At 49.0% G+C, this 20,797-nt stretch carries 21 protein-coding genes; 19 read left to right on the forward strand and 2 right to left on the reverse strand.

Annotated features, from left to right (window positions below):
* The first annotated feature begins 84 nt into the window (after window positions 1-84).
* From G7025_RS08910 to G7025_RS08990, 17 genes are all read left to right on the forward strand, one after another.
* Window positions 85-369, forward strand: a complete 285-nt coding sequence (locus tag G7025_RS08910; protein WP_181078239.1) for a hypothetical protein — start codon at window positions 85-87, stop codon at window positions 367-369.
* A gap of 130 nt (window positions 370-499) precedes the next feature.
* On the forward strand, window positions 500-796 hold the full coding sequence (gene ihfB / locus G7025_RS08915) for an integration host factor subunit beta (RefSeq protein WP_003189779.1): 297 nt from the start codon (window positions 500-502) through the stop codon (window positions 794-796).
* Window positions 797-820: 24 nt separating this feature from the next.
* Window positions 821-1,063 (forward strand): LapA family protein, encoded by a 243-nt coding sequence (locus G7025_RS08920; RefSeq protein ID WP_181078241.1) that lies wholly within the window; start codon window positions 821-823, stop codon window positions 1,061-1,063.
* 407 nt (window positions 1,064-1,470) lie between these two features.
* Window positions 1,471-2,799, forward strand: a complete 1,329-nt coding sequence (locus G7025_RS08925) for a Wzz/FepE/Etk N-terminal domain-containing protein (protein WP_181078242.1) — start codon at window positions 1,471-1,473, stop codon at window positions 2,797-2,799.
* A 409-nt stretch (window positions 2,800-3,208) separates the two neighbouring features.
* Window positions 3,209-4,324 carry a DegT/DnrJ/EryC1/StrS family aminotransferase gene (locus G7025_RS08930; RefSeq protein ID WP_181078244.1) on the forward strand — a complete coding sequence of 372 codons (1,116 nt, stop codon included), beginning with the start codon at window positions 3,209-3,211 and terminating at the stop codon, window positions 4,322-4,324.
* A gap of 64 nt (window positions 4,325-4,388) precedes the next feature.
* Window positions 4,389-5,885, forward strand: coding sequence for an oligosaccharide flippase family protein (locus G7025_RS08935; protein ID WP_258197659.1), 1,497 nt, complete (start codon window positions 4,389-4,391; stop codon window positions 5,883-5,885).
* Window positions 5,886-5,892: 7 nt separating this feature from the next.
* Entirely contained in the window at window positions 5,893-6,807 is a 915-nt protein-coding gene (locus tag G7025_RS08940) for a glycosyltransferase family 2 protein (protein WP_181078248.1), read from the forward strand.
* Window positions 6,808-6,908: 101 nt separating this feature from the next.
* On the forward strand, window positions 6,909-8,099 hold the full coding sequence (locus G7025_RS08945) for a hypothetical protein (protein WP_181078250.1): 1,191 nt from the start codon (window positions 6,909-6,911) through the stop codon (window positions 8,097-8,099).
* Between the two features lie 37 nt (window positions 8,100-8,136).
* Window positions 8,137-9,081, forward strand: a complete 945-nt coding sequence (locus G7025_RS08950) for an NAD-dependent epimerase/dehydratase family protein (RefSeq protein ID WP_181078252.1) — start codon at window positions 8,137-8,139, stop codon at window positions 9,079-9,081.
* A 72-nt stretch (window positions 9,082-9,153) separates the two neighbouring features.
* The gene (locus G7025_RS08955; RefSeq protein WP_181078254.1) at window positions 9,154-10,314 is read left to right on the forward strand and encodes a glycosyltransferase; all 1,161 of its coding nucleotides are present in this window, start codon (window positions 9,154-9,156) and stop codon (window positions 10,312-10,314) included.
* 23 nt (window positions 10,315-10,337) lie between these two features.
* Complete coding sequence (locus G7025_RS08960; protein ID WP_181078298.1) at window positions 10,338-10,931, forward strand: sugar transferase; 594 nt, start codon at window positions 10,338-10,340, stop codon at window positions 10,929-10,931.
* Complete coding sequence (locus tag G7025_RS08965; protein ID WP_181078256.1) at window positions 10,931-11,557, forward strand: acetyltransferase; 627 nt, start codon at window positions 10,931-10,933, stop codon at window positions 11,555-11,557. Before G7025_RS08960 ends, G7025_RS08965 begins: the two co-directional genes overlap by 1 nt.
* A gap of 48 nt (window positions 11,558-11,605) precedes the next feature.
* Complete coding sequence (locus G7025_RS08970; protein WP_181078258.1) at window positions 11,606-12,787, forward strand: DegT/DnrJ/EryC1/StrS family aminotransferase; 1,182 nt, start codon at window positions 11,606-11,608, stop codon at window positions 12,785-12,787.
* A 119-nt stretch (window positions 12,788-12,906) separates the two neighbouring features.
* Complete coding sequence (locus G7025_RS08975) at window positions 12,907-14,901, forward strand: polysaccharide biosynthesis protein (RefSeq protein WP_181078260.1); 1,995 nt, start codon at window positions 12,907-12,909, stop codon at window positions 14,899-14,901.
* 110 nt (window positions 14,902-15,011) lie between these two features.
* Window positions 15,012-15,344, forward strand: coding sequence for a ComEA family DNA-binding protein (locus G7025_RS08980; protein ID WP_034096551.1), 333 nt, complete (start codon window positions 15,012-15,014; stop codon window positions 15,342-15,344).
* Window positions 15,345-15,451: 107 nt separating this feature from the next.
* Window positions 15,452-16,096, forward strand: a complete 645-nt coding sequence (locus G7025_RS08985; RefSeq protein ID WP_181078262.1) for a GntR family transcriptional regulator — start codon at window positions 15,452-15,454, stop codon at window positions 16,094-16,096.
* 14 nt (window positions 16,097-16,110) lie between these two features.
* A complete protein-coding gene (locus G7025_RS08990; protein WP_181078264.1) occupies window positions 16,111-16,959 on the forward strand; it encodes an urea carboxylase-associated family protein in 849 nt (282 codons plus the stop codon).
* Between the two features lie 8 nt (window positions 16,960-16,967).
* Here G7025_RS08990 and G7025_RS08995 read toward each other — a convergent pair whose 3' ends face one another.
* Both G7025_RS08995 and eat read right to left on the reverse strand, forming a co-directional pair.
* Window positions 16,968-17,135 (reverse strand): DUF2897 family protein, encoded by a 168-nt coding sequence (locus G7025_RS08995; protein ID WP_012722955.1) that lies wholly within the window; start codon window positions 17,133-17,135, stop codon window positions 16,968-16,970.
* A gap of 111 nt (window positions 17,136-17,246) precedes the next feature.
* Complete coding sequence (gene eat / locus G7025_RS09000; RefSeq protein WP_181078266.1) at window positions 17,247-18,611, reverse strand: ethanolamine permease; 1,365 nt, start codon at window positions 18,609-18,611, stop codon at window positions 17,247-17,249.
* 391 nt (window positions 18,612-19,002) lie between these two features.
* On the opposite strand from eat, the gene kdpF reads away from it, so the two are divergent.
* Window positions 19,003-19,092 (forward strand): K(+)-transporting ATPase subunit F, encoded by a 90-nt coding sequence (kdpF, locus tag G7025_RS09005; protein ID WP_003218754.1) that lies wholly within the window; start codon window positions 19,003-19,005, stop codon window positions 19,090-19,092.
* A 9-nt stretch (window positions 19,093-19,101) separates the two neighbouring features.
* On the forward strand, window positions 19,102-20,796 hold the full coding sequence (gene kdpA / locus G7025_RS09010; RefSeq protein WP_181078268.1) for a potassium-transporting ATPase subunit KdpA: 1,695 nt from the start codon (window positions 19,102-19,104) through the stop codon (window positions 20,794-20,796).
* The last annotated feature ends 1 nt before the right edge of the window (window position 20,797 follow it).

Here is a 20,797-nt window from a genome sequence, read left to right on the forward strand (position 1 = left end):
AACCAACGCGTTCAGCTCAGTGTCGGAAGTGACTATAGTCTTCAGAAAGACTTCACCAACGCTGTTGTTTCAATAAGGATTCGGATGAACAGGCTTATCGTAGTGCTCGCCCTGGTAATGCTGGCAGGGTGCGCAAGCACCAGTGCAAAAACTTATGTGAAGCGCGGCGTCAGCGGTGTAGAGATCGACTGCTCGGGCTTAGGCAACAAGTGGGAGAAGTGCGAGAAGCGCGCTGCACGCGAGTGCAAGATGCAGGGCTACAAGGTCATCACGCGCTCCAGCGACGCCACGGATGAAGAGGGCGACTACTTGTTCGGATGGAACCCGGCAGGAGCCGTCACACGCAAGATGCTCGTAATCTGCAAATAGCCTGAGGAGCTTTGTTCGTCAGTGTTTATTCAGTCGTATATTAGTTTATGCACGGGCTGTTCAAATTCATCAAGTCATGCTAAAACCTTTGAAGCGCTTTTCCTAGCTGCTTGAAAAAGAAGGGAAAAATATGACGAAGTCGGAGTTGATCGAACGAATTGTCACCCATCAAGGGCTGCTCTCATCCAAGGATGTGGAGCTGGCTATCAAGACCATGCTTGAGCAAATGTCCCAATGCCTTGCCACCGGAGATCGCATCGAAATTCGCGGCTTCGGCAGTTTCTCCCTGCACTACCGCGCACCACGCGTAGGCCGCAACCCAAAGACCGGCCAATCCGTCAGCCTCGACGGAAAGTTCGTTCCCCACTTCAAGCCGGGCAAGGAATTGCGCGACCGGGTGAACGAAGAAGAGGAAGAGGGCGTCTGAGTGTTTTTGGGGTAGGAGAAGGTTATGCGTGGGGTTAGGCGCGTTGCACTGGTGGTTGCGGTGTTGCTTGTAGCTTTTGTAGTTTTGGCCTTCGTGCTTGAAAACCAACAGAGTGTATCGCTGTCGTTACTGGGCCAGACGAGCGGGCAGTTTCCCGTATCAGTATTCATCGTGCTGGCGCTGATCGTCGGCATGCTGATAGGGCCGCTGTTGGGCATGATAATGCGTAGTCGGCGACGTAAGCCGATTCAGAGCGCTCAATCCTAGCTGGCGCGGTCAGCGCCGCTGGAAGCGAATAGAAACGCTCTTACCGTCTGTCGGATTTTTTTCATCTGTTCATTCTTGAATTTCAGACAGCATGAAGATGATGTCTCCCCTCTACGCCGGTTTTCTCGCCATATCATTGAGCGCCGCCGTTTCATCTTTATTACGCTAACGTCGCACGTGTCTCGTAAGGGTTGTCCCTAGGCGCATAGGAAGCGCCTTACAGATATGTCAAGCCTTGTAATATGTTAGCGAGATGGCAAAATGAAATCTGTTCTCGATAACGGGCATTTTGTGCGCTCAAAATTTGGCAGAGACGCTGGGTTTTGGCGGTCATCTAATTAGAGTAAAAAACACAATTTTGTCTGCATAACGAGCCCGCAGTTTCTCTTTGAAGGCAGGTTTTTGTTGTGACTAGCAGTTTTCGCGTCCCCTCGGCTCACTTGTCTGATGAAGTCGATCTATTTGCACTGGTACGCTTCATATGGCAAAAAAAGACCACAATTTTTATTGCCGTTGCAAGTGCCGGTCTACTCTCGGCAAGTTATGCATTTTTCTCAAAGCCCGAATATCGTGTGAATAGCGTGCTGCGTCCGGCGGCTATCAATGAATTAGATGCGCTTAATCGTTCAAATATCTATCAGCTTTCTCCTGAAAATGCACTGATTAAGGTTGGAGCTGCCCTAGAATCTTATGAAACACGTTTGGCTTTTTTTCGGGCTAACCAAAATCTATTTGAGCCTTTTGTTCAGCCCGGGCGTACGCTTGAGCAAAGCTTTGAAGAGTTCAATAGGGATTCCATCAGAATTCAGGGGCCAGATATAAAAAAAGGAAATACGCTTAACTCATATTTAAATATAGAGTTAACTTATCCTAAATATGTTGATGGCGTAACTATACTTAATACCCTGGTAGATTACGCTATCAATATAGAGCGTCGGCAGATTGCAGCTGATCTTGAAGTGATAGTTAATAATCGGTTGAATGAATTAAAAGGCAGATATGAAGTTGCTCGCTCAAATTATGAGATGGAAAAAGAAATTCGGATTGCTAAGCTAGCTGAAGCTGATCAGCTGAGGCGCGGACAGCTACAAGATGAGTTAAATGCCCGGCGCAATCAATTGAAAATTCTAAGAACGAATCGTTTGAGTCAACTCAATGAGGCAATAAGCATAGCGAGAACGTTGGGTATACGTAAACCGAGTACGCCATCTTCTTTCTCTGAAAGCGGCAATGCTGCTTACAATGTGATGCATACAGAAGTAAATAGTCAGCAGCTTCCTTTGTACTTCATGGGGACAGAGGCATTGGAAGCTGAGCGCTTTGTTATGAAACAGCGGAAATCAGATGATTTCACTGAAGGGCGTTTGGCTGAAATAGCCAAAGAGCTGAAGCTGCTTGAGACTAACCGTGAAGTGGATATTCTCAATGATCGAAAAAATGAAGAATTGTTCCTCAGCGGTGTAGAGCCATTACGTGCCGAAATGGCGAGGCTGAATGGCTTAGGTAAAGATATGACGTCACTTAAACTGGTTGTAATTGATCAGCAGGCTTCCGAACCGCGATCGCCTATTAAACCCCGGAAAATATTGATTATCGTGCTTGGGTTGACTGTCGGTTTGATACTGGGTTTGTTGCTGACTGGATGCCAGTATTTTGTGCGGCAGCGCGCTATTCTCACCTCTAAAGACCAGATTTGCTATTCCGGAGATCACGGAGACAGCGTGCGAAAAATTTGAGGTTTCGGTCTGCGCAGATAGAGTAGGGTAGCGTTCAACCTGGATGGCCGAGGCCCCTATGCGTTCTAGAGCCAGGACTTCGAATCACTAAGGCTCGTCACGAGTGTAGACCTTGGCGGCCAGCAATCCTGGCAATCGCCCGGCTGTAAGCGTTTCGTCGTGTGACAAAAAAGTTACCTGGTGAGCTGCTGAATTGAAAGGTGGTAGCAAAAGGCCTTGTTTTGGCATATTTCGCGCGTCGGTGCGGTTTTTAATGGACTGACTGCAGGCATGTTATTATTCTGCAAATGTGCTTCTCACTCATGGACGGTGCGAAACTGGGAGGGGGGAAGCATAGGTACTAAGTGTAGTATTTATTTTTTGGATTTTGGCCGTGAATGGCGGCTTCATTTTTGGTTAGGAATATAGGATGAGCGATAAACCTGTTTATGTAACCCAGCCATTTTTGCCGCCTCTTGCGGAATTTATGCCTTATTTGGAGCAAATTTGGCAGAATAAAATACTCACCAATGGTGGTGCGATGCATCAGCAGCTTGAGCGCGCGTTGTGTGAGTATTTGAATGTTGAGCACATCGCGTTATTCAATAATGGCACCATTGCATTGCTCACGGCCTTGCAATCGCTGCGGATAGGTGGGGAGGTCATCACGACTCCATACTCTTTCGTCGCAACAGCGCATTCTTTATTGTGGAACGGTATAAAGCCAGTATTTGTAGATATTGATCCGGACACCTTGAATATTGACCCTCAAAAAATCGAAGCAGCGATAACACCTCAGACTACAGCCATTATGCCAGTCCATTGTTACGGAAATCCGTGTGATGTCCAGGCAATACAAAAAATTGCAGATAACTATAATATTAAAGTTATCTACGATGCTGCGCATGCTTTCGGTGTCACGGATGCAGGCGGAAGCGTACTGCGCCATGGCGACCTAAGCGTATTGAGTTTTCATGCAACTAAAGTTTTTAACACGTTTGAAGGTGGAGCGATTATTTGTCCTGATGCAAAAACTAAACAGCGTATTGATCATCTGAAAAATTTTGGTTTTGTAGATGAGGTTACAGTAGTGGCGCCAGGTATAAATGGCAAGATGAGCGAGATTAATGCTGCTTTTGGACTTCTACAGTTAAAATATATTGATTCTATCTTCGCCGGGCGGCGTAAAGTAGACGAAAAATATCGTGAAAGGCTAAGTAAAATTAGTGGAATTACGGTTGTGGGTCATAGTAATCAGAAAGTTGCAAATTACTCTTATTTTCCTATTTTGATAGACGATAAATTCCCATTAAGCCGAGATGCTCTTTATGAAATGCTAAAAAATAACGGTATTTATGCTCGCCGTTACTTTTTTCCGCTTATTAGTGAGTTTCCTATGTATCGAGGTATGCAATCTTCACGCGCGGATAATCTTCCGGTTGCTAACAGAGTTTCGCTGAAAGTCCTCTGCTTGCCAATATTTCCAGATATGAGTGAAGATGATCAAGAGAAAGTTATATCTTTGATTGAAAATAGTTGCAGTTAATTTTCAAATAAAAATAACGAAATTTTCCAGTGCTTAGTTATGTCAGGGAATAATAGAATTGAGTTTGAAAGGGAACATAATTTCAGGTTACGTAAGTCAAATATACGTGGCCTTGATAGGTGTTTTAATACTGCCATTATACATACGGTATATGGGGGCAGAGGCCTATGGATTGATAGGTTTCTTCACAATGCTTCAAGCTTGGTTCAGTCTATTGGACATGGGGTTGACCCCAACGATAGGCCGTGAAACAGCGCGTTATAGGGCGGGCGCTTCCGGCGGTGTAGAGTTTCGCAGATTGTTTCGGGTGCTTAGTTGTATTTTTTACGGCTTGGCTTTCATCGGTGGCGGGGTACTTTTTTTCCTCTCTGAAAAAATAAGTGCCAGTTGGTTGAAACCAGTAGCTTTGAGTGCAAATGACATTCAAACAGCGCTTCAGATTATGGCTATTACAATCGCACTTCGCTGGATTGGTGGACTGTATCGCGGCGTGGTATCCGGTTCAGAGCAGATAATATGGTTGAGTGCTTTTAACGTAATCATTGCAACACTACGTTTCGTCGTCGTATTACCTGTTATGTTGTTATATGGCGCGACACCCTTTGTTTTCTTTTGGTTTCAATTATTAGTATCGGTCATAGAAGTGGTTGGTCTTTTCTATAAAAGCCGTTTACTACTTCCAATATTGGGAGCTGAGCGAATAGGTTGGTCTATAGAGCCGATCAAGCCAGTCTTAAAATTTTCTCTTTCTATCGCTTTTACATCTGCGGTTTGGATACTGGTAACCCAGTCGGATAAGTTAATTTTATCTAACGTGCTAGCGTTGTCCGAATATGGGCACTTTACTCTAGCGGTGCTAATGGCTAGCGGTATTATGGTCATCAGTGGACCTATCAGTTTGGCGATCATGCCAAGAATGGCGAAATTACATATGGAGAATATGAGGTCGGATCTGATTAAGGTTTATCGTGATGCCACGCAGATAGTCAGTGTCATCTCAGGTGCAGCAGCGATCACAATGTTCTTCTGTTCTGAGACGGTGGTATACCTATGGACGGGAGATGCAAAACTTGCACAGGAAGTTTCTCCAATACTTTCATTGTACAGCCTAGGTAACGGGATTCTTTCAATTGGTGCTTTTCCTTACTATCTCCAGTATGCAAAGGGTAATTTAAAATATCACCTGTTCGGCAATTTAGGACTGCTTTTATTTTTGATTCCGCTGATAATCTTGGCGGCAAGAGAATATGGCGCCATAGGTGCAGGTATTGTCTGGGTGGCGATGAACGCCATTTATCTATTTGTATGGGTTGCTTATGTTCACTATAAACTTGAGCCAGGCATTCATCTGAAGTGGATTATGAGAGACGTTCTCACCATTATTTTTCCCGCAATATTAATCGGTGCCTTATTCGAATACGTCATGCTAAAGGTTTTCCACTACAATGGTAATAGCTTTGTCTATTTAACCTTTTTCGGGTTGGTCGTATTAGCAACTGCAATATTAGGATCCTCCTATAGCAGATCTATATTTTCCAGTAAGGTCCTAGCTAGAGGATGAAAATGTTATGAATGAAATTAAAGTAACTAGTTATAAGGTTTCGGTATGCGTAGTTTCCTATAATCAGGAAAAATATATAGGGGCGTGCTTGCAGAGTATCGTGGATCAAGTATGTGATTTTGATTTTGAAATAATTGTAGGAGATGACGCGTCTACGGATGACACAAAAAAAATAATTTCAGAATTTGCGGAAAACTATCCAAATCTAATTTTACCTGTTTATCATGAGAAAAACGTTGGTTTTACAAGTAACTATACATCTGTTCATGCTCGTGCGCGCGGTCAATATGTAGCCCACATCGATGGGGATGATCTAATGTGCGCGGGGAAGTTGCAAAGGCAGGCAGACTATCTCGATCAGAACGAAGGATGCAACTTGGTCTGGCACCAAGCTAAATTTTTTAACTCAGTAGGCGCCACTTATGTACGGCCTGCCGTGGGGTCGCCCATTATTGAACGTAAGTTATTTGTTCGCGACTTATTATTGTACGGTTCGGTAGCCGTCCACAGCTCCACAATGTACCGCGTTGAAAGATATTTTTGGGACGATACATGCACAATCGATGCATTTGATTGGTATGTTTCAGTACGTCTTTTAGGTGGGGGTTATGCTTACGTTCTCGAAGATGTACTAGGAATGTACCGCTTACATTCGGCAGGATTATCCAGCGGTGGCAAGCCAACCGACCAAATGAGGAGGTTTGTAAGCAATAGCCAGCTTGATTTCTTAGACAGGTATCCCGAGTTTAGGAAGGAAATTGCTGCTCGTGCACTGATGACCTTGATATTGGATGCACTGCACTTAAGAAGTAGCACGAAATATGCTTTGAAAGTGTTGATAAAGGCAAAGGCGATTCCACGTGTAGCTGATTTAGTTGAGCTTTATAGGTTTTACAAGATCAGTCGCCGTTCTAATATATAATGAAAATTTAAGACGTGTTTTAATTCTCCATAATTTTTTGTTGTTCTAGCGAAAATGAATAGTTTAACAGATAGGCGGCTAACGTAATGAGAAACAGGGAAATGTCGTTACCTACCTCTATGCTGGTATTATTGCTGGTGCTCGGATTTCCCCGCGTATATGGGACAGAATTGCCTATGGCGATTTTATTGATACCATTTTTTCTGCTCGGTTTTTTCAGAATGATGTTCATTAAAGGCTCGCTGATGCTAGTTTTTTTTGGATTATTCACGGTCTGGTTATTGGGTGGCATATTTGCCTGTTGGTATGGTAGTGGCACATTGCAAGACCTTTTTTTTCATTTTGTATTGTCTAGTAAAATTATTTTAAACTTCTTTTTTGGATATGTCGTTTATAGAGTGTTGAAAGATAAGCCTCAAGCTTTACTTATATGGTTGCTTTTCCAACTTTTTGTAATCGTGATGTCGGTCTTGAATGCATCGGTCTATGCCTTCTTGTTAGGATTTATATCCCCGAGGTCAGCAGAAGTTTTCCAGTATGTATATGGCCTACGTGCGCTTGGCTTTGGTCTCTTTCATGTTGACGGCGCGCTGATGTTAATCGTGGCGGCTTTTTATTATATTTTGATATCTGGTTCGAGTGTTCTTAAGAACATCTTCCTGATATTTATGCTCCCAATTTCGATGGCTATGGCGAGAAGTGCAATAGTAGCGTACGTTATTTTTGGTGTTATTCGTCGGGGCATTAGTTTTAAGATGATTTTGCTTGTTTCATTTTTTCTTATGCTGACCATTGGCCTCTTTGTAACGTCAGGTCCATTTTATGAGGCTACGGAGCTTTTTCGAAATTATCTAGATGACGGGCAGCTATCGAGTCATAGTGTTGCAGGGATGGCTGATATGTATATTTTTCCGAGCTCGATTGACGTATATCTGTTTGGTGCAGGTAAATATTTTTCGGGAAGTGCAGATGCGCTGGAGTTTTATATGGGTACGGATATTGGCTATCTGCGAATACTCTATTTCTCTGGTTTGGGTTCGCTGCTAATTTTTATATTACTGAATTCGCACTGTCTAATAAGCTTGTTATTTGACAGCTATTTTCCTGGCAGAATAGACATTAGGTTGTTTGCGCTTTCGCTTATCGCACTTTTTCTAATTATCACATCGAAGGGTTTGCAAGTGATGCCGTTATTCTCGATTGTGTTATATCTTCATGCTGCTGATTTGAAAAGCGCCTATAGGAACAAAATCTTTCGTAGCAAAAAGCTCGTAGAAATAGCGGAAGAATGAGCTAGGTCGTGGACGTTCAGTAATTGGAGGTTGCTTTGTGAAGGTATTAATATTTGGCGCGAGTGGGTTTGTCGGCGCTAGGCTGTTGGCTTCGTTGGTCCTCGCAGGTCACGATGTTCGTATTCTCAGTAGAAGATCTAATTACGACTCGCATGATTCTATTGAATATATATGTGGCGATTTGGTCTCTGGAGACTTGGATTTTGATAGGCTAGTCCAAGGTTGCGATGTTATTTACAACTGTGCAGGTGAGATTCGTAATGAGTCAGCTATGCACGATCTGCACGTTGGTGCTATGCAAAAGATTCTCGCATCAATCAGCCGGCAAAAGCGCGAACCTACTAAGAAAATTCATTTGGTTCAGTTGAGTAGCGTAGGAGCCTATGGTTCTGCACGCGGAAGCAGGGTTGTGGATGAGTCGACACCTTCAAATCCAAAGGGGCCTTATGAAAACACGAAAACTGAAGCTGATGAATTGATCATTAAATCGGCGGCTACAGGAAGTTTTACTTTTAGTATAATCCGGCCCTCTAACATCTTTGCAGCCGATATGCCTAATTCATCATTGCGCCAGTTAGCGAGTTTGATCAAACGTGGCTTGTTTTTTTTCGTTGGTGCACGAGGCGCAATTTCTACGTATGTGCATGTTGACGATGTGGTAGATGTGTTGATTAAAGCGGGTATTGACGAGCGTGCAAAAAACAACATCTACAATGTTTCTAACGATTGTCCATTGGAAGCGTTGATCAATGGTCTAGCTGATGCTATGGGCGTGCCCTATCCAAAATATCGGTTTCCGGAGTTTCTAGTAAGGATGGGGGCCTATTTTACTCGCTTCATCATGTCAGCTCCGGTCACTCAGGAACGAATTGATTCGCTCGTGAGTCAAACAACTTATAGTACGGAAAAACTTAAGACAGAGTTAGGTTTCGTACCTAAGCGTTCGGTGCCTGTACACATTGGTGAGGTGGTTTCCAAATAATATCAGTTTCTCGGCTTAAAGGGAGTTTGTATCCCAAGCGAAATTGCATTGCTACGTCAGGGGAGAGGATAAGTGACCGTTAAAAGTCTTAAAATAGCTAGAGTCGCAACAGTGCCGATTTTTGTCGTTGCTCATTTGAGAAAGCAACTTCAGTATTTAACGGAAGCTGGTGCTGATGTCCATGTTATCACCAGTGATGGGGAGCACTCCAATGAAGTACGCGATATTAAAGATATAACCTTTAGTATTGTTAATATCCCCAGAAAAATTGATTTAATTAATGATTTTATCGGTTTAATTGCGTTGTTTTTAATTTTTCGACGGAAAAAATTTGACATTATCCACTCTACGACACCCAAAGCAGGCCTGCTGTGTGCTCTTGCCGGAAAGCTGGCAGGTAACAAGGTAAGGTTGCACACGTTCACCGGTCAACCTTGGGCAACGATGAATGGTTTTAAAAGTCTATTACTTAAAAATTGCGATAAGCTGATCGGGTTTTTGAATACTAAGTGCTACGCAGACAGCAATAGTCAGATGGAATTCCTAATTGCCAATGGTATTGTATCAAAAAGGAAAATATCAGTATTAGGTGAAGGCTCAGTTGCGGGAATAGATTTAAAGCGTTTTCGACGAGATCGATATAGTGACGAAGAGATTTCCGAATTTAAGTCCTCTATCGGTCTACCCCTTGGATCTAAAGTCATACTCTTCGTTGGTAGAATAACTGCCGATAAAGGTATTAAGGAGTTAGTCGGCGCTTTCAATACTCTATGCGCGACCAACGCGGACACGTATCTCGTTTTGGTCGGGCCTCTTGAAGAAGATGGGCGGTTGGCACTGTCTGCGATTAACCCGCTAACATCTCAAAGGGTTAAGTTTTTAGGTTTTTCAAATGAGCCGGAAAAGTACATGCGGATGGCTGATATTCTGTGTTTGCCCAGCTATCGGGAAGGGTTTGGCACCGTAGTCATCGAAGCTGCTGCAATGGGCACGCCTACAGTCGGTACATCGATATACGGTCTAACCGATGCAGTTGTACACGAAAAATCTGGTCTGCTCGTTCCCGTGCGTGATGAAGAGGCCCTCGCGAGCGCACTATCGCTTTTGCTTGACGACGATGCGCTTCGGCTCAAAATGGCCACTTACGCACAAAACCGTGCCGAAGAGAAATTCGATACGGCGGTAGTTTCCAAGTGCTTGGTCGATGAGTACGAGGCGCTCAGCCGTAAATGATAAATCATCGTTTTACAGGTTTTATGATGAAAAGAGTTATTGATATAGTCGTTGCTTTTCTCATGCTGTTGATCTTGTCTCCGGCACTAATCCTAGTCGCAGTACTTGTCAAGAAAAAGCTTGGCAGTCCGGTGCTTTTTAACCAGACGCGGACAGGTATCAATGGCACCAGTTTCGAAATATTCAAGTTCCGTACAATGCTGGATGCCAATGGTGATGATGGCTTGCCATTGCCTGACGCTCAACGAATGACTAAATTCGGCTCTTTCTTAAGGGCCAGTAGTCTAGATGAACTACCTGGATTATGGAACGTACTGAGGGGCGATATGAGTTTGGTGGGGCCTCGACCTCTGTTGCCAGAATATTTACCTCTCTACAGTCCTGAGGAAAATCGTCGGCATGAGGTGCGTCCAGGGGTAACTGGCTGGGCGCAAGTTAACGGTCGCAACTCGTTGAGTTGGCAGGAGAAATTTAAGTTGGATGTATGGTATGTGGAAAACAGATCGCTTTGGTTGGATATAAAGATTCTGTTCTTAACGATAAAAAAAGTAATTGCACGTGAAGGTATCGGGGCCGAAGGCGAAGTAACGATGTCTAAATTTACAGGAAAAAACTGATGAAGAAGCTTGCGATCCTTGGGGCTGGCGGCCATGGCAAGGTTGTTGCTGATGCCGCTGAGTGTTGCGGATGGGCTCATGTCAGCTTTTTCGAGGATTCTTGGCCGGACCGTTCGCAGAATGCCGGTTGGGAGATCTGCGGCACGACTTCTGATTTGTTAAAGCGGCTCGATGAGTTTCAGGGGGTCATCGTTGCGATCGGCCATAACCAGGCAAGGGGCGAAAAGTTGAGCTTGCTTGAGTCTGCGGGGGCGGAAATTGTCAGTATCGTCCATCCGAGTGCGACGGTGAGCAGGTACGCCGAAATTGGCAGGGGATCAGTTGTGTTTGCTGGTGCTTGTGTCAACGCATGTGCAATTATTGGAACCGGTGCGATTATCAATACAGGGTCCAGTGTTGACCATGACTGCGTATTGGGCACTAATGTGCACATATGTCCTGGCGCCAGGCTGGCCGGGAACGTAACCGTAGGGGACTACTCCTGGGTGGGCATAGGCTCTTGCGTAAAACAAATGGTCTGTATTGGTATGCGGGTGACTGTGGGCGCTGGGTCGGCGGTCGTTAAAGATATTTACGATGACCTTGTGGTCGTAGGCGTCCCAGCCCGCCCTGTGAAGAGTTCTTGAGGCGTCCGGTTTACGGATTTTTTATTTTTTGAATAGACGGATTTGTCAGTGCTAAATACTCCATTTTCTGTTTGGCCTTCATTCTCTGAGGAGGAGGCTGACGCGGTAAAAGATGTAATTTTGTCCAACAGGGTCAATTATTGGACGGGGCAGGAGTGTCGCGAGCTAGAAAAGGAGTTTGCCGTTTGGGCAGGAACCCAATACGCAATTGCACTGACCAACGGCACTGTAGCGCTTGATCTGGCGCTTAAAGCATTAGGTGTCGGTCCAGGACATGAAGTCGTAGTTACTCCACGCACGTTTCTTGCCTCGGTGTCGAGTATCGTAAATTCAGGAGCTAAACCTGTTTTTGCCGAGGTGGATGCGGATACTCAAAATATTACTGCAGAAACGATCCGTGCGGTTCTTACGCCCAAAACAAAAGCGATTATATGTGTGCACCTCGCCGGCTGGCCGTGTGATATGGACCCAATTATGGAGCTGGCTGAGCAATATAACCTGAAGGTGGTCGAAGATTGTGCTCAGGCGCATGGTGCCCGTTACAAAGGTCGCGCTGTTGGTTCTATAGGACATGTGGGGGCTTGGTCGTTTTGCCAGGATAAAATTATGACCACTGGTGGTGAGGGCGGTATGGTTACCACCAATGATCGTTACTTGTGGTCAACTATGTGGTCTTTTAAAGATCATGGCAAAAGCTGGGAGGCCGTATACGAACGGCCACACTCTCCTGGTTTTAACTGGCTGCATGAGAGTTTTGGTACGAATTGGAGAATGCTTGAAGTCCAAGCGGTACTAGGCCGAATCCAACTGCGAAAAATGCCTGAGTGGCACGCCGCTCGCCTTTCTAATGCCATACAGATTTGGGAGCGGGCTTCCAAATTGGATGGATTGAGGGTCCCAGCGATTCCGTCGGATATCGAACATGCGGCTTATAAGTGCTACATCTTTGTACGATCTGAGAAGCTAGCTGCGGGCTGGAACCGAGATCGTATTATTCAGGAGATTATTTCGCGCGGAGTTCCTTGTTATTCTGGCTCTTGCTCAGAGGTATACCTTGAGAAAGCGTTTGACAATACGGGCTGGCGTCCAGTAGAGCGCCTGTGCGTTGCTCAGAAACTGGGAGAGACCAGTTTGATGTTTTTGGTCCATCCTACGCTTACCGATGACGAGATAAATAAAACATGTAATGTATTGGAAGACGTACTAATGCTCGCTACCGAATCCAATTAGTGCATATTATTTTTGCTCTTGTATAATTTTTGCATAACATAGCAGCATGTAGTCTTAAATTTTTATAATTTAAGTTTAGCAGCGGTGTAGATTTGGGTCCGGAGGGTTTTAGCGTGGGGATGGAAGAGATTCGTATTTTTCTACAAGGACTACCTCGTAGAAAAAAACGATTGATTCAAGTAATAACTGATGTGATTCTAGTGTGGTTTGCACTATGGCTAGCATTTTTGGTGCGGCTGGGTATTGATGAAATGGTCAATCCAGTAACTGCCCATTTCTGGCTTTTTCTTAGCGCGCCAATTATAGCAATTCCCTTATTTGTTCGTTTCGGTATGTACCGTGCGGTCATGCGTTATTTTGGTAATGATGCCCTTATCGCTATAATTAAAGCGGTTAGTCTGTCTTCGTTAATTTTGGGTGTAGTAGTTTATTGGTATAGCAATCACCAGAATGTAGTGCCACGCTCAATAATTTTTAATTATTGGTGGCTCAGTCTGATAATGATTGGCGGCTTGCGCTTGGCCATGCGTCAGTACTTTTTGGGCGATTGGTTTGCTGCAGCCCAGCATATGCCTTTTACTAACCGAGACGATGGCCTGCCGAAAGTAGCAATTTACGGTGCTGGCGCTGCTGGTAATCAGCTAGTCGCAGCGTTAAGAATGGGACGATTAATGCGTCCTGTCGCCTTCATTGATGATGACATCAGTATCACTGATCGTGTTATAGCTGGGCTGCAGGTATACAAACCTAAGCACATACAGAAGATGATTGATATCACTGGCGCTCAGGAAATACTGTTGGCCATCCCCTCTTCAAATCGTGGTCGTCGACGTGAAATACTTGGGTATCTCGAAGGTTTCCCTCTACATGTCAGAAGTGTCCCAGGTTTCATGGATCTTGCAAGCGGCCGAGTAAAAGTAGATGACATCCAAGAAGTAGATATTGCCGACCTTCTTGGTCGTGACTCCGTGCCAGCCCAAGGTGACCTGCTGGAGCATTGCATTAAAGAACGGAGCGTTTTAGTCACTGGAGCCGGTGGTTCGATTGGCTCGGAATTGTGCAGGCAGATATTACTGTTGCGTCCAACGGCGCTTTTGTTGTTTGAACATAGTGAATATAATCTATATAGCATACTGTCGGAGCTTGAACAACAAATAGCCAGGGAGTCGTTATCAGTAAAGCTACTTCCAATACTGGGTTCTGTGCGCGATCAATCAAAATTGCTCGATGTCATGAAAACCTGGAAGGTTAATACTGTGTATCATGCCGCTGCATACAAGCATGTTCCTATGGTAGAACATAATATTGCGGAGGGTGTGTTAAATAACGTTGTCGGCACCCTTAACACTGCGCAAGCTGCTTTGCAAGCAGGCGTTGATAATTTTGTTCTTATTTCTACTGACAAAGCTGTACGACCAACCAATATTATGGGAAGTACGAAACGTCTCTCGGAGTTAACACTACAAGCATTAAGTCGTGAAGTGGCTCCCGTACTTTTTAGAAGTCATTCAAATGCCTCTGAGATTAATAAAACGCGCTTCACGATGGTTCGTTTTGGAAATGTTCTGGGATCCTCGGGTTCCGTGATTCCACTCTTTCATAAGCAGATAAAATCTGGCGGTCCGCTTACTGTTACACATCCAAAGATTACTCGTTACTTCATGACAATTCCCGAAGCCGCACAATTGGTGATACAGGCAGGGTCTATGGGTATGGGGGGCGACGTATTTGTTCTGGATATGGGGGAACCTGTAAAGATTGTCGAGTTAGCAGAAAAAATGATTCATTTGTCTGGCTTGAGTGTTCGTTCGGATAAAAATCCTCACGGTGATATTGCGATCGAATTTACCGGCCTCCGTCCCGGCGAGAAACTCTACGAAGAGCTACTTATCGGTGATAATGTGGTGCCCACAAGACACCCAATGATAATGAGCGCGAATGAAGACTACATTCCATGGGAAATACTCAAAGGAAAGCTGACTGAGTTGCTCTCTGCAGTTGATCATGACGACTACACCCGGGTCCGCCAGCTCCTTCGTGACACCGTTAGTGGTTACACTCCCGATGGCGAAATCGTTGACTGGATATACCAGCAACGTCGCCTAGAACCGTAGTTAACACTCTGTAACTCATGCATTTTTGACTAGTCCGAAATATCGCCTAAATTTGAAAAGCAGCTTTGGAAAAGCTGCTTTTCTCTTAACGATTTTATGGAGCGTCATCAATGCAAAACACTTATGTTTCCTCTCTTGTTTTCGCTTTTCTTGCTTCCCTTTCCATCGCCACCAATGCGGCACCCTCCATCAAACCCGAGGCCCCGGCTTCTATCACCGCACAGATGGCCGAGGTTGAGCAATCCGCCAAGGTAAACCTCAACGCCGCTGATGCCGAAACTCTGCGTCGCGATTTGTTCGGCATTGGTGCCGCGAAAGCCAAGGCTATCATTGCCTACCGCGAGAGCAATGGTCCGTTCACAGCGGTGGACGAATTGCTGGAGGTGAAGGGTATCGGCAAGGCGTTGCTGGAAAAAAATCGCGATCGGTTGTCGATTAATTAATGCCCCCCGCAGGCCGGTCACCGACCGGCCTTTCTTATCACACGTATCGTTGGCATGAAAATTGGTTACCTCTATATAAAAGATTGTTCAACAATCAAGAGGTACTCATGCCAGCAACTCTGTCTCTAGCCGACCAAATCGGTCTGGAACTACGTGCCGATATCATTGGTGGCCGACTCTTGCCGGGTATGGCCTTGGTCGAGGCCGAGCTAGTCAAGTCCTACAATGCTTCTCGCAACACAATTCGCGAAGCCTTGCATCGCTTGGGTCAGGAAGGCTTGACCCGCTACGTGCGCAACAAAGGCGTAATGGTCCGGCGACTCGAGCGTGACGAGGTTCGGGATTTATTTGTCGTGCGCCGTACGCTCGAATTGCAGGCCATTGCCCAAAGTGCTGCGCTTACCCACGAGCAATCCGAACGCATGCAAGACGTTATAGACGCCACCACCCTGGCCCACGAGCGCGAAGATTGGCGATCAGTGGCCACCCATAGCCTATTGTTCCACCAACAAATTGTCGCTCTGCTGCAAAGCCCATTATTCAATGAGTTTTTCGCCCAGATAATCGCTCAATTGCGCCTGGTGTTTTGCGCCGCGCCCGACGAACAGGGCTTCCAGGCGCCTTGGCTGGAACGGGACCGTGAGATTTACAGGTTACTAACCAATAACGACAAGCCAGCCGCCAGCGAGGCGATGAGCCTCTACCTGGACGATTCCGAACACCTTTCCCTCGCTCTCTTTGATCACCTTTGATGGAGGATTGCCCCATGTACAAAGACTATCCCGCCGCGTACCAGGTCAGCAAAGGTTCGGCGTTGCAGGTGGATACGGCGTTCTATGAGCGCATTCGTGATCAAAAGACCCGGCGCACGTTGATCGAACAGTTCGAGGTGCCGATCCGCACGGGCAGGGCGTGGAAGGTGCCGGCCGGGCATGTGTTTCGTGTGACCACGCCGGTGGGCCCGCAGGTCGGCGACTTCAATGTATGGAACGCCAACGATCCACGCGAGCGTTTATGGGCAGCGCGTACGCGTCAGTTGCAGGGAGCCCATGTCAGCACTCACGACCGTTTATGGTCGAACCTGCCCTTTCTAAGGCCCTTGGTCACCATCACCGACGACAGCCTGGCCAACTACGGTATCGACGAGCACGGCGGCCGCCTGCACGATCTGCTCGGTACGCGCTGCGACCCCTATGTGAACCGCATGCTCACCGGCGAAGACTTCCACCACCACTGCCACTCGAATCTGACCCGCGCGGTTTTACCCCACGGCCTGACGGAGTTCGACGTGCACGATGTGCTGAATATTTTCCAATGCACGGGCCTCAATCATGACGACATGTACTTCATGAAAGCCTGTCCGGCGCAGAAGGGCGATTATCTGGAGTTCTTTGCCGAAATCGATCTGCTGTGTGCGCTGTCGACCTGTCCGGGTGGGGATTTGTCGCTGCCGATGTGGGGGCCGGATGCGCAGGACCCGCTGGCGGTGTGTCGGCCGTTGGGGGTTGAGGTTTACAAGCTGGAGGACGAGTTGCTGAGTGGCTGGAGCCAGCCGGAACGTGCTGCCTATAAGGGACAGCACGGTTTGCAGATCGCCAGGGCGGCTTGGGAATAACCCAAGGTTCAGCGATCCTGCGCATCCTTGGCATCCGCCTGCGCATTTCGCTCGGCCACGCGCTTGCGTTGTTCGTCGGTCAGTTCAACCTTGTTGGCGCTGTCGCGCAGCATCATCAGGCCACCGACGATCGACCCGATTGCCACCACTAAAATCAACCATGCATACCACGGCATAACGCTCTCCTTGAGGCAGATTGCCGTGGGAGAGTTTTCCCACGGGAATAACTGCTTTGAGTTACAGGCTTTCTGAGTAGTTCAGTGTAGGCCTGTTCCGCCTCAGAAACCTTAAAGCCCTGTCAGCATCGCATCCGCTGGCGCATCGGCGCGGTCCTGGGCGGTCAGTTGGAAGTAGATGAAGCCGGCGAGCATAAAGCCCAGGAAGATCAGCCCGATCAAGGCATTGAACCAGGCCATTGCCACCAGGCACACCACCGCCAGTACCAGCGCAATGCCCGGCACGATGGGATAACCGGGTGCGCGGAACGTGCGCTCCAGCAGCGGTTCGGTCTTACGCAGTTTGAACAGGCTGAGCATGCTCATGATGTACATCACGATGGCGCCGAATACGGCCATGGTGATCATTGCCGCGGTCAGGGTCATGCCGCCCAGGTTGATCAGGCCGTCGCTGTAGATGGCGGCGATACCGACCACGCCGCCGGCAATGATGGCGCGGTGCGGTGTCTGAAAGCGCGACAACTTGGCGAGGAAAGGTGGCAGGTAACCGGCGCGTGCCAGGGCGAAGAACTGGCGCGAGTAGCCCAGGATGATGCCGTGGAAACTCGCCACAAGACCGAACAGGCCGATCCACACCAGCATGTGCAACCAGCCGGAGCTGTCGCCCACGACGGTTTTCATGGCTTGTGGCAATGGGTCGTTGATGTTCGACAGGGCGCGCCAGTCGCCCACGCCGCCGGCGAAGAACATCACGCCCATGGCCAGGATCACCAGGGTCAGGATGCCGCTGATGTAGGCTTTTGGAATGGTGCGCTTGGGATCTTTCGCTTCCTCGGCGGCCATGGCCGCGCCTTCGATGGCAAGGAAGAACCAGATGGCGAAGGGGATTGCCGCGAACATGCCGGCAATCGCCGGGGCGCCAAAGGTGTCGGAGCCGGCCCAGCCGTTGAGGGCAAAGTTACTGAAGCTGAACGCCGGCGCGACCACGCCCATGAACACCAGCAGTTCGGCGACGGCGAGTACGCACACCACCAACTCGAAGGTGGCGGCGAGTTTCACGCCGAGGATGTTCAGACCCATGAAGACGATGTAGGCGCCGACGGCTGCGTGTTTCGGGTCCAGGGCCGGGAACTGCACGTTCAGGTAGGCGCCGATGGCCAGGGCGATGGCGGGTGGCGCGAAGACGAATTCGATCAAGGTGGCCAACCCGGCGATCAGGCCGCCTTTCTCACCGAAGGCTCGACGGCTGTAGGCAAACGGCCCGCCGGCATGGGGAATCGCGGTGGTCAGCTCGGTGAAGCTGAAGATGAAGCAGGTGTACATCGCGGCCACCATCAATGAGGTCACCAGGAACCCCAGGGTTCCGGCTACACCCCAGCCGTAGCTCCAGCCGAAGTACTCCCCGGAGATCACCAGCCCGACGGCGATGCCCCAGAGATGCAAGGTGCCCAAGGTGGGTTTGAGTTGTGTGTTCATCGTGTGGCGCTCCTTGAACGGGTTGGAATGGTTCAAGGTGTTGCAGCGGCCATGCCATGCTGCGCAACCGTGTCGTAAAGCGGCGCAACTGTCGTGTGGGGGATGGTTTGGCGTTTGAAGTTTTGTGGTGTTGCACCAGTCAGGTGCGGCGGTGGCCGGGCCGGCGCTATCGGGGGCAAGCCCCCTCCCACAGGTTGACCTAGGATGTACCCGGGCAAATGTGGGAGGGGGCTTGAACCCCGATAGCGTCCACCCCAGCACCAGCACCCGCATAAACCCACTCTTTACGCCGTCTTTACGCCCCGCCCACGCCCTCGCTCTCGTTCCTTTACACCATTCCTGCCGACAATTGCCCCACACGCGGCACTCGCCGCTAAACGGAGAGACTTCCATGAGCGTTCTGGACGGGGTGTCACTGCTATTGGCCGTGGCGCTGTTCATTTATCTGCTGGTTGCGCTGTTACGCGCGGATCGGAACTAGGAGCAGGCTATGCACAGTTATGACTATTGGCTGATCATCGCCTTCTTCGCCGTGGTGCTGGTGCCGGCGCCGTTTCTGGGGCGGTTCTACTACAAGGTAATGGAAGGCCAGCGCACCTGGCTGAGCCCCGTGCTGGGGCCTGTCGAAAAAGCCTGTTATCGCCTGTCGGGCGTGGACGCGCAGCAGGAGCAAAGCTGGCAGAAATACATGCTGGCCCTGCTGGCGTTCAACCTTGCGGGTTTTTTGCTGTTGTTCGCGATCCTGTTGTTCCAAGGTGCTCTCCCACTGAATCCGCAGAATTTGCCGGGCCAGGAATGGACGCTGGCGTTCAATACGGCGGTCAGTTTCATGACCAATACCAACTGGCAGTCCTACAGCGGTGAGGCGTCCCTGAGCTACCTCAGTCAGATGGCCGGCTTGACCGTGCAGAACTTCGTCAGCGCAGCCACCGGCCTTGCCGTGCTGGTCGCGCTTTGCCGTGGGATCGGCCGCAAATCCGCGCGCACCCTGGGTAACTTCTGGGTCGATATGACTCGCGCCACCCTGTATGGCCTGTTGCCGCTGTGCCTGGTGCTGGCGCTGTTCCTGGTGTGGCAGGGCGTACCGCAGACCTTCGCCCATTACGTTAATGCCGTAACGATGCAGGGCGTGGATCAAGTGATCCCCCTGGGCCCGGCGGCCAGCCAGATTGCCATCAAGCAACTGGGCACCAACGGCGGTGGTTTCTTCGGCGTCAACTCGGCCCATCCGTTTGAAGACCCGACTGCCTGGGCCAACCTGTTCGAAGTGGCGTCGATCATCCTGATTCCGGTGGCGTTGGTATTCACTTTTGGTCACTACGTCAAAGACCTGCGTCAGAGCCGCGCGATCCTCGGCTGCATGCTGGCGCTGTTCCTGATCGGTGGCGCGACCTCGCTGTGGTCCGAGTACCAGCCCAACCCGACCCTGAACAACCCGGCGGTGGAGCAAACCGCACCGCTGGAAGGCAAGGAAGCGCGCTTCGGCACCACCGGCACCGTGCTTTGGTCGGTGACCACCACCGCCGCGTCCAACGGCTCGGTCAACGGCATGCAGGACAGCCTCAGCCCCCTCAGCGGCATGGTGGCGCTGGTCAATATGATGGTCGGCGAGGTGATCTTCGGCGGCGTCGGTGCCGGCATGTACGGCATGTTGCTCAACGTGTTGATTGCGGTGTTCCTCGCCGGCCTGATGATCGGCCGCACCCCGGAATACCTGGGCAAAAAACTGCAGGCCAAAGAAGTACAACTGCTGGTGGTGACCTTGCTGGTGATGCCGGTGGGCGTGCTGGTACTGGGTGCCATCGCCGCCAGCCTGCCGGGCCCGGCCTCCGCCATCAGCAACCCCGGACCCCACGGCTTCAGCCAGTTGCTCTATGCCTACACCTCCGCCAGCGCCAACAACGGTTCGGCATTCGGCGGCCTGAGTGCCAACACGCCGTTCCACAACCTGATGCTGGGCCTGGGCATGTTGATCGGCCGCTTCGGTTACATCCTCCCGGTACTGGCCCTGGCCGGCAGCCTGGCGATGAAGAAGAGCGCACCGATTGGCCAGAACAGCTTCCCGACCCACGGCCCGCTGTTTGTGACCCTGTTGACCGTGACCATTCTGCTGGTGGGCGGCCTGACTTTCCTGCCGACACTGGCGTTAGGGCCTATTGCTGAACACTTGAGCATGGGCTTCTAGA

The organism is Pseudomonas lurida (assembly GCF_013522705.1).
GTDB classification, from domain to species: domain Bacteria; phylum Pseudomonadota; class Gammaproteobacteria; order Pseudomonadales; family Pseudomonadaceae; genus Aquipseudomonas; species Aquipseudomonas quebecensis.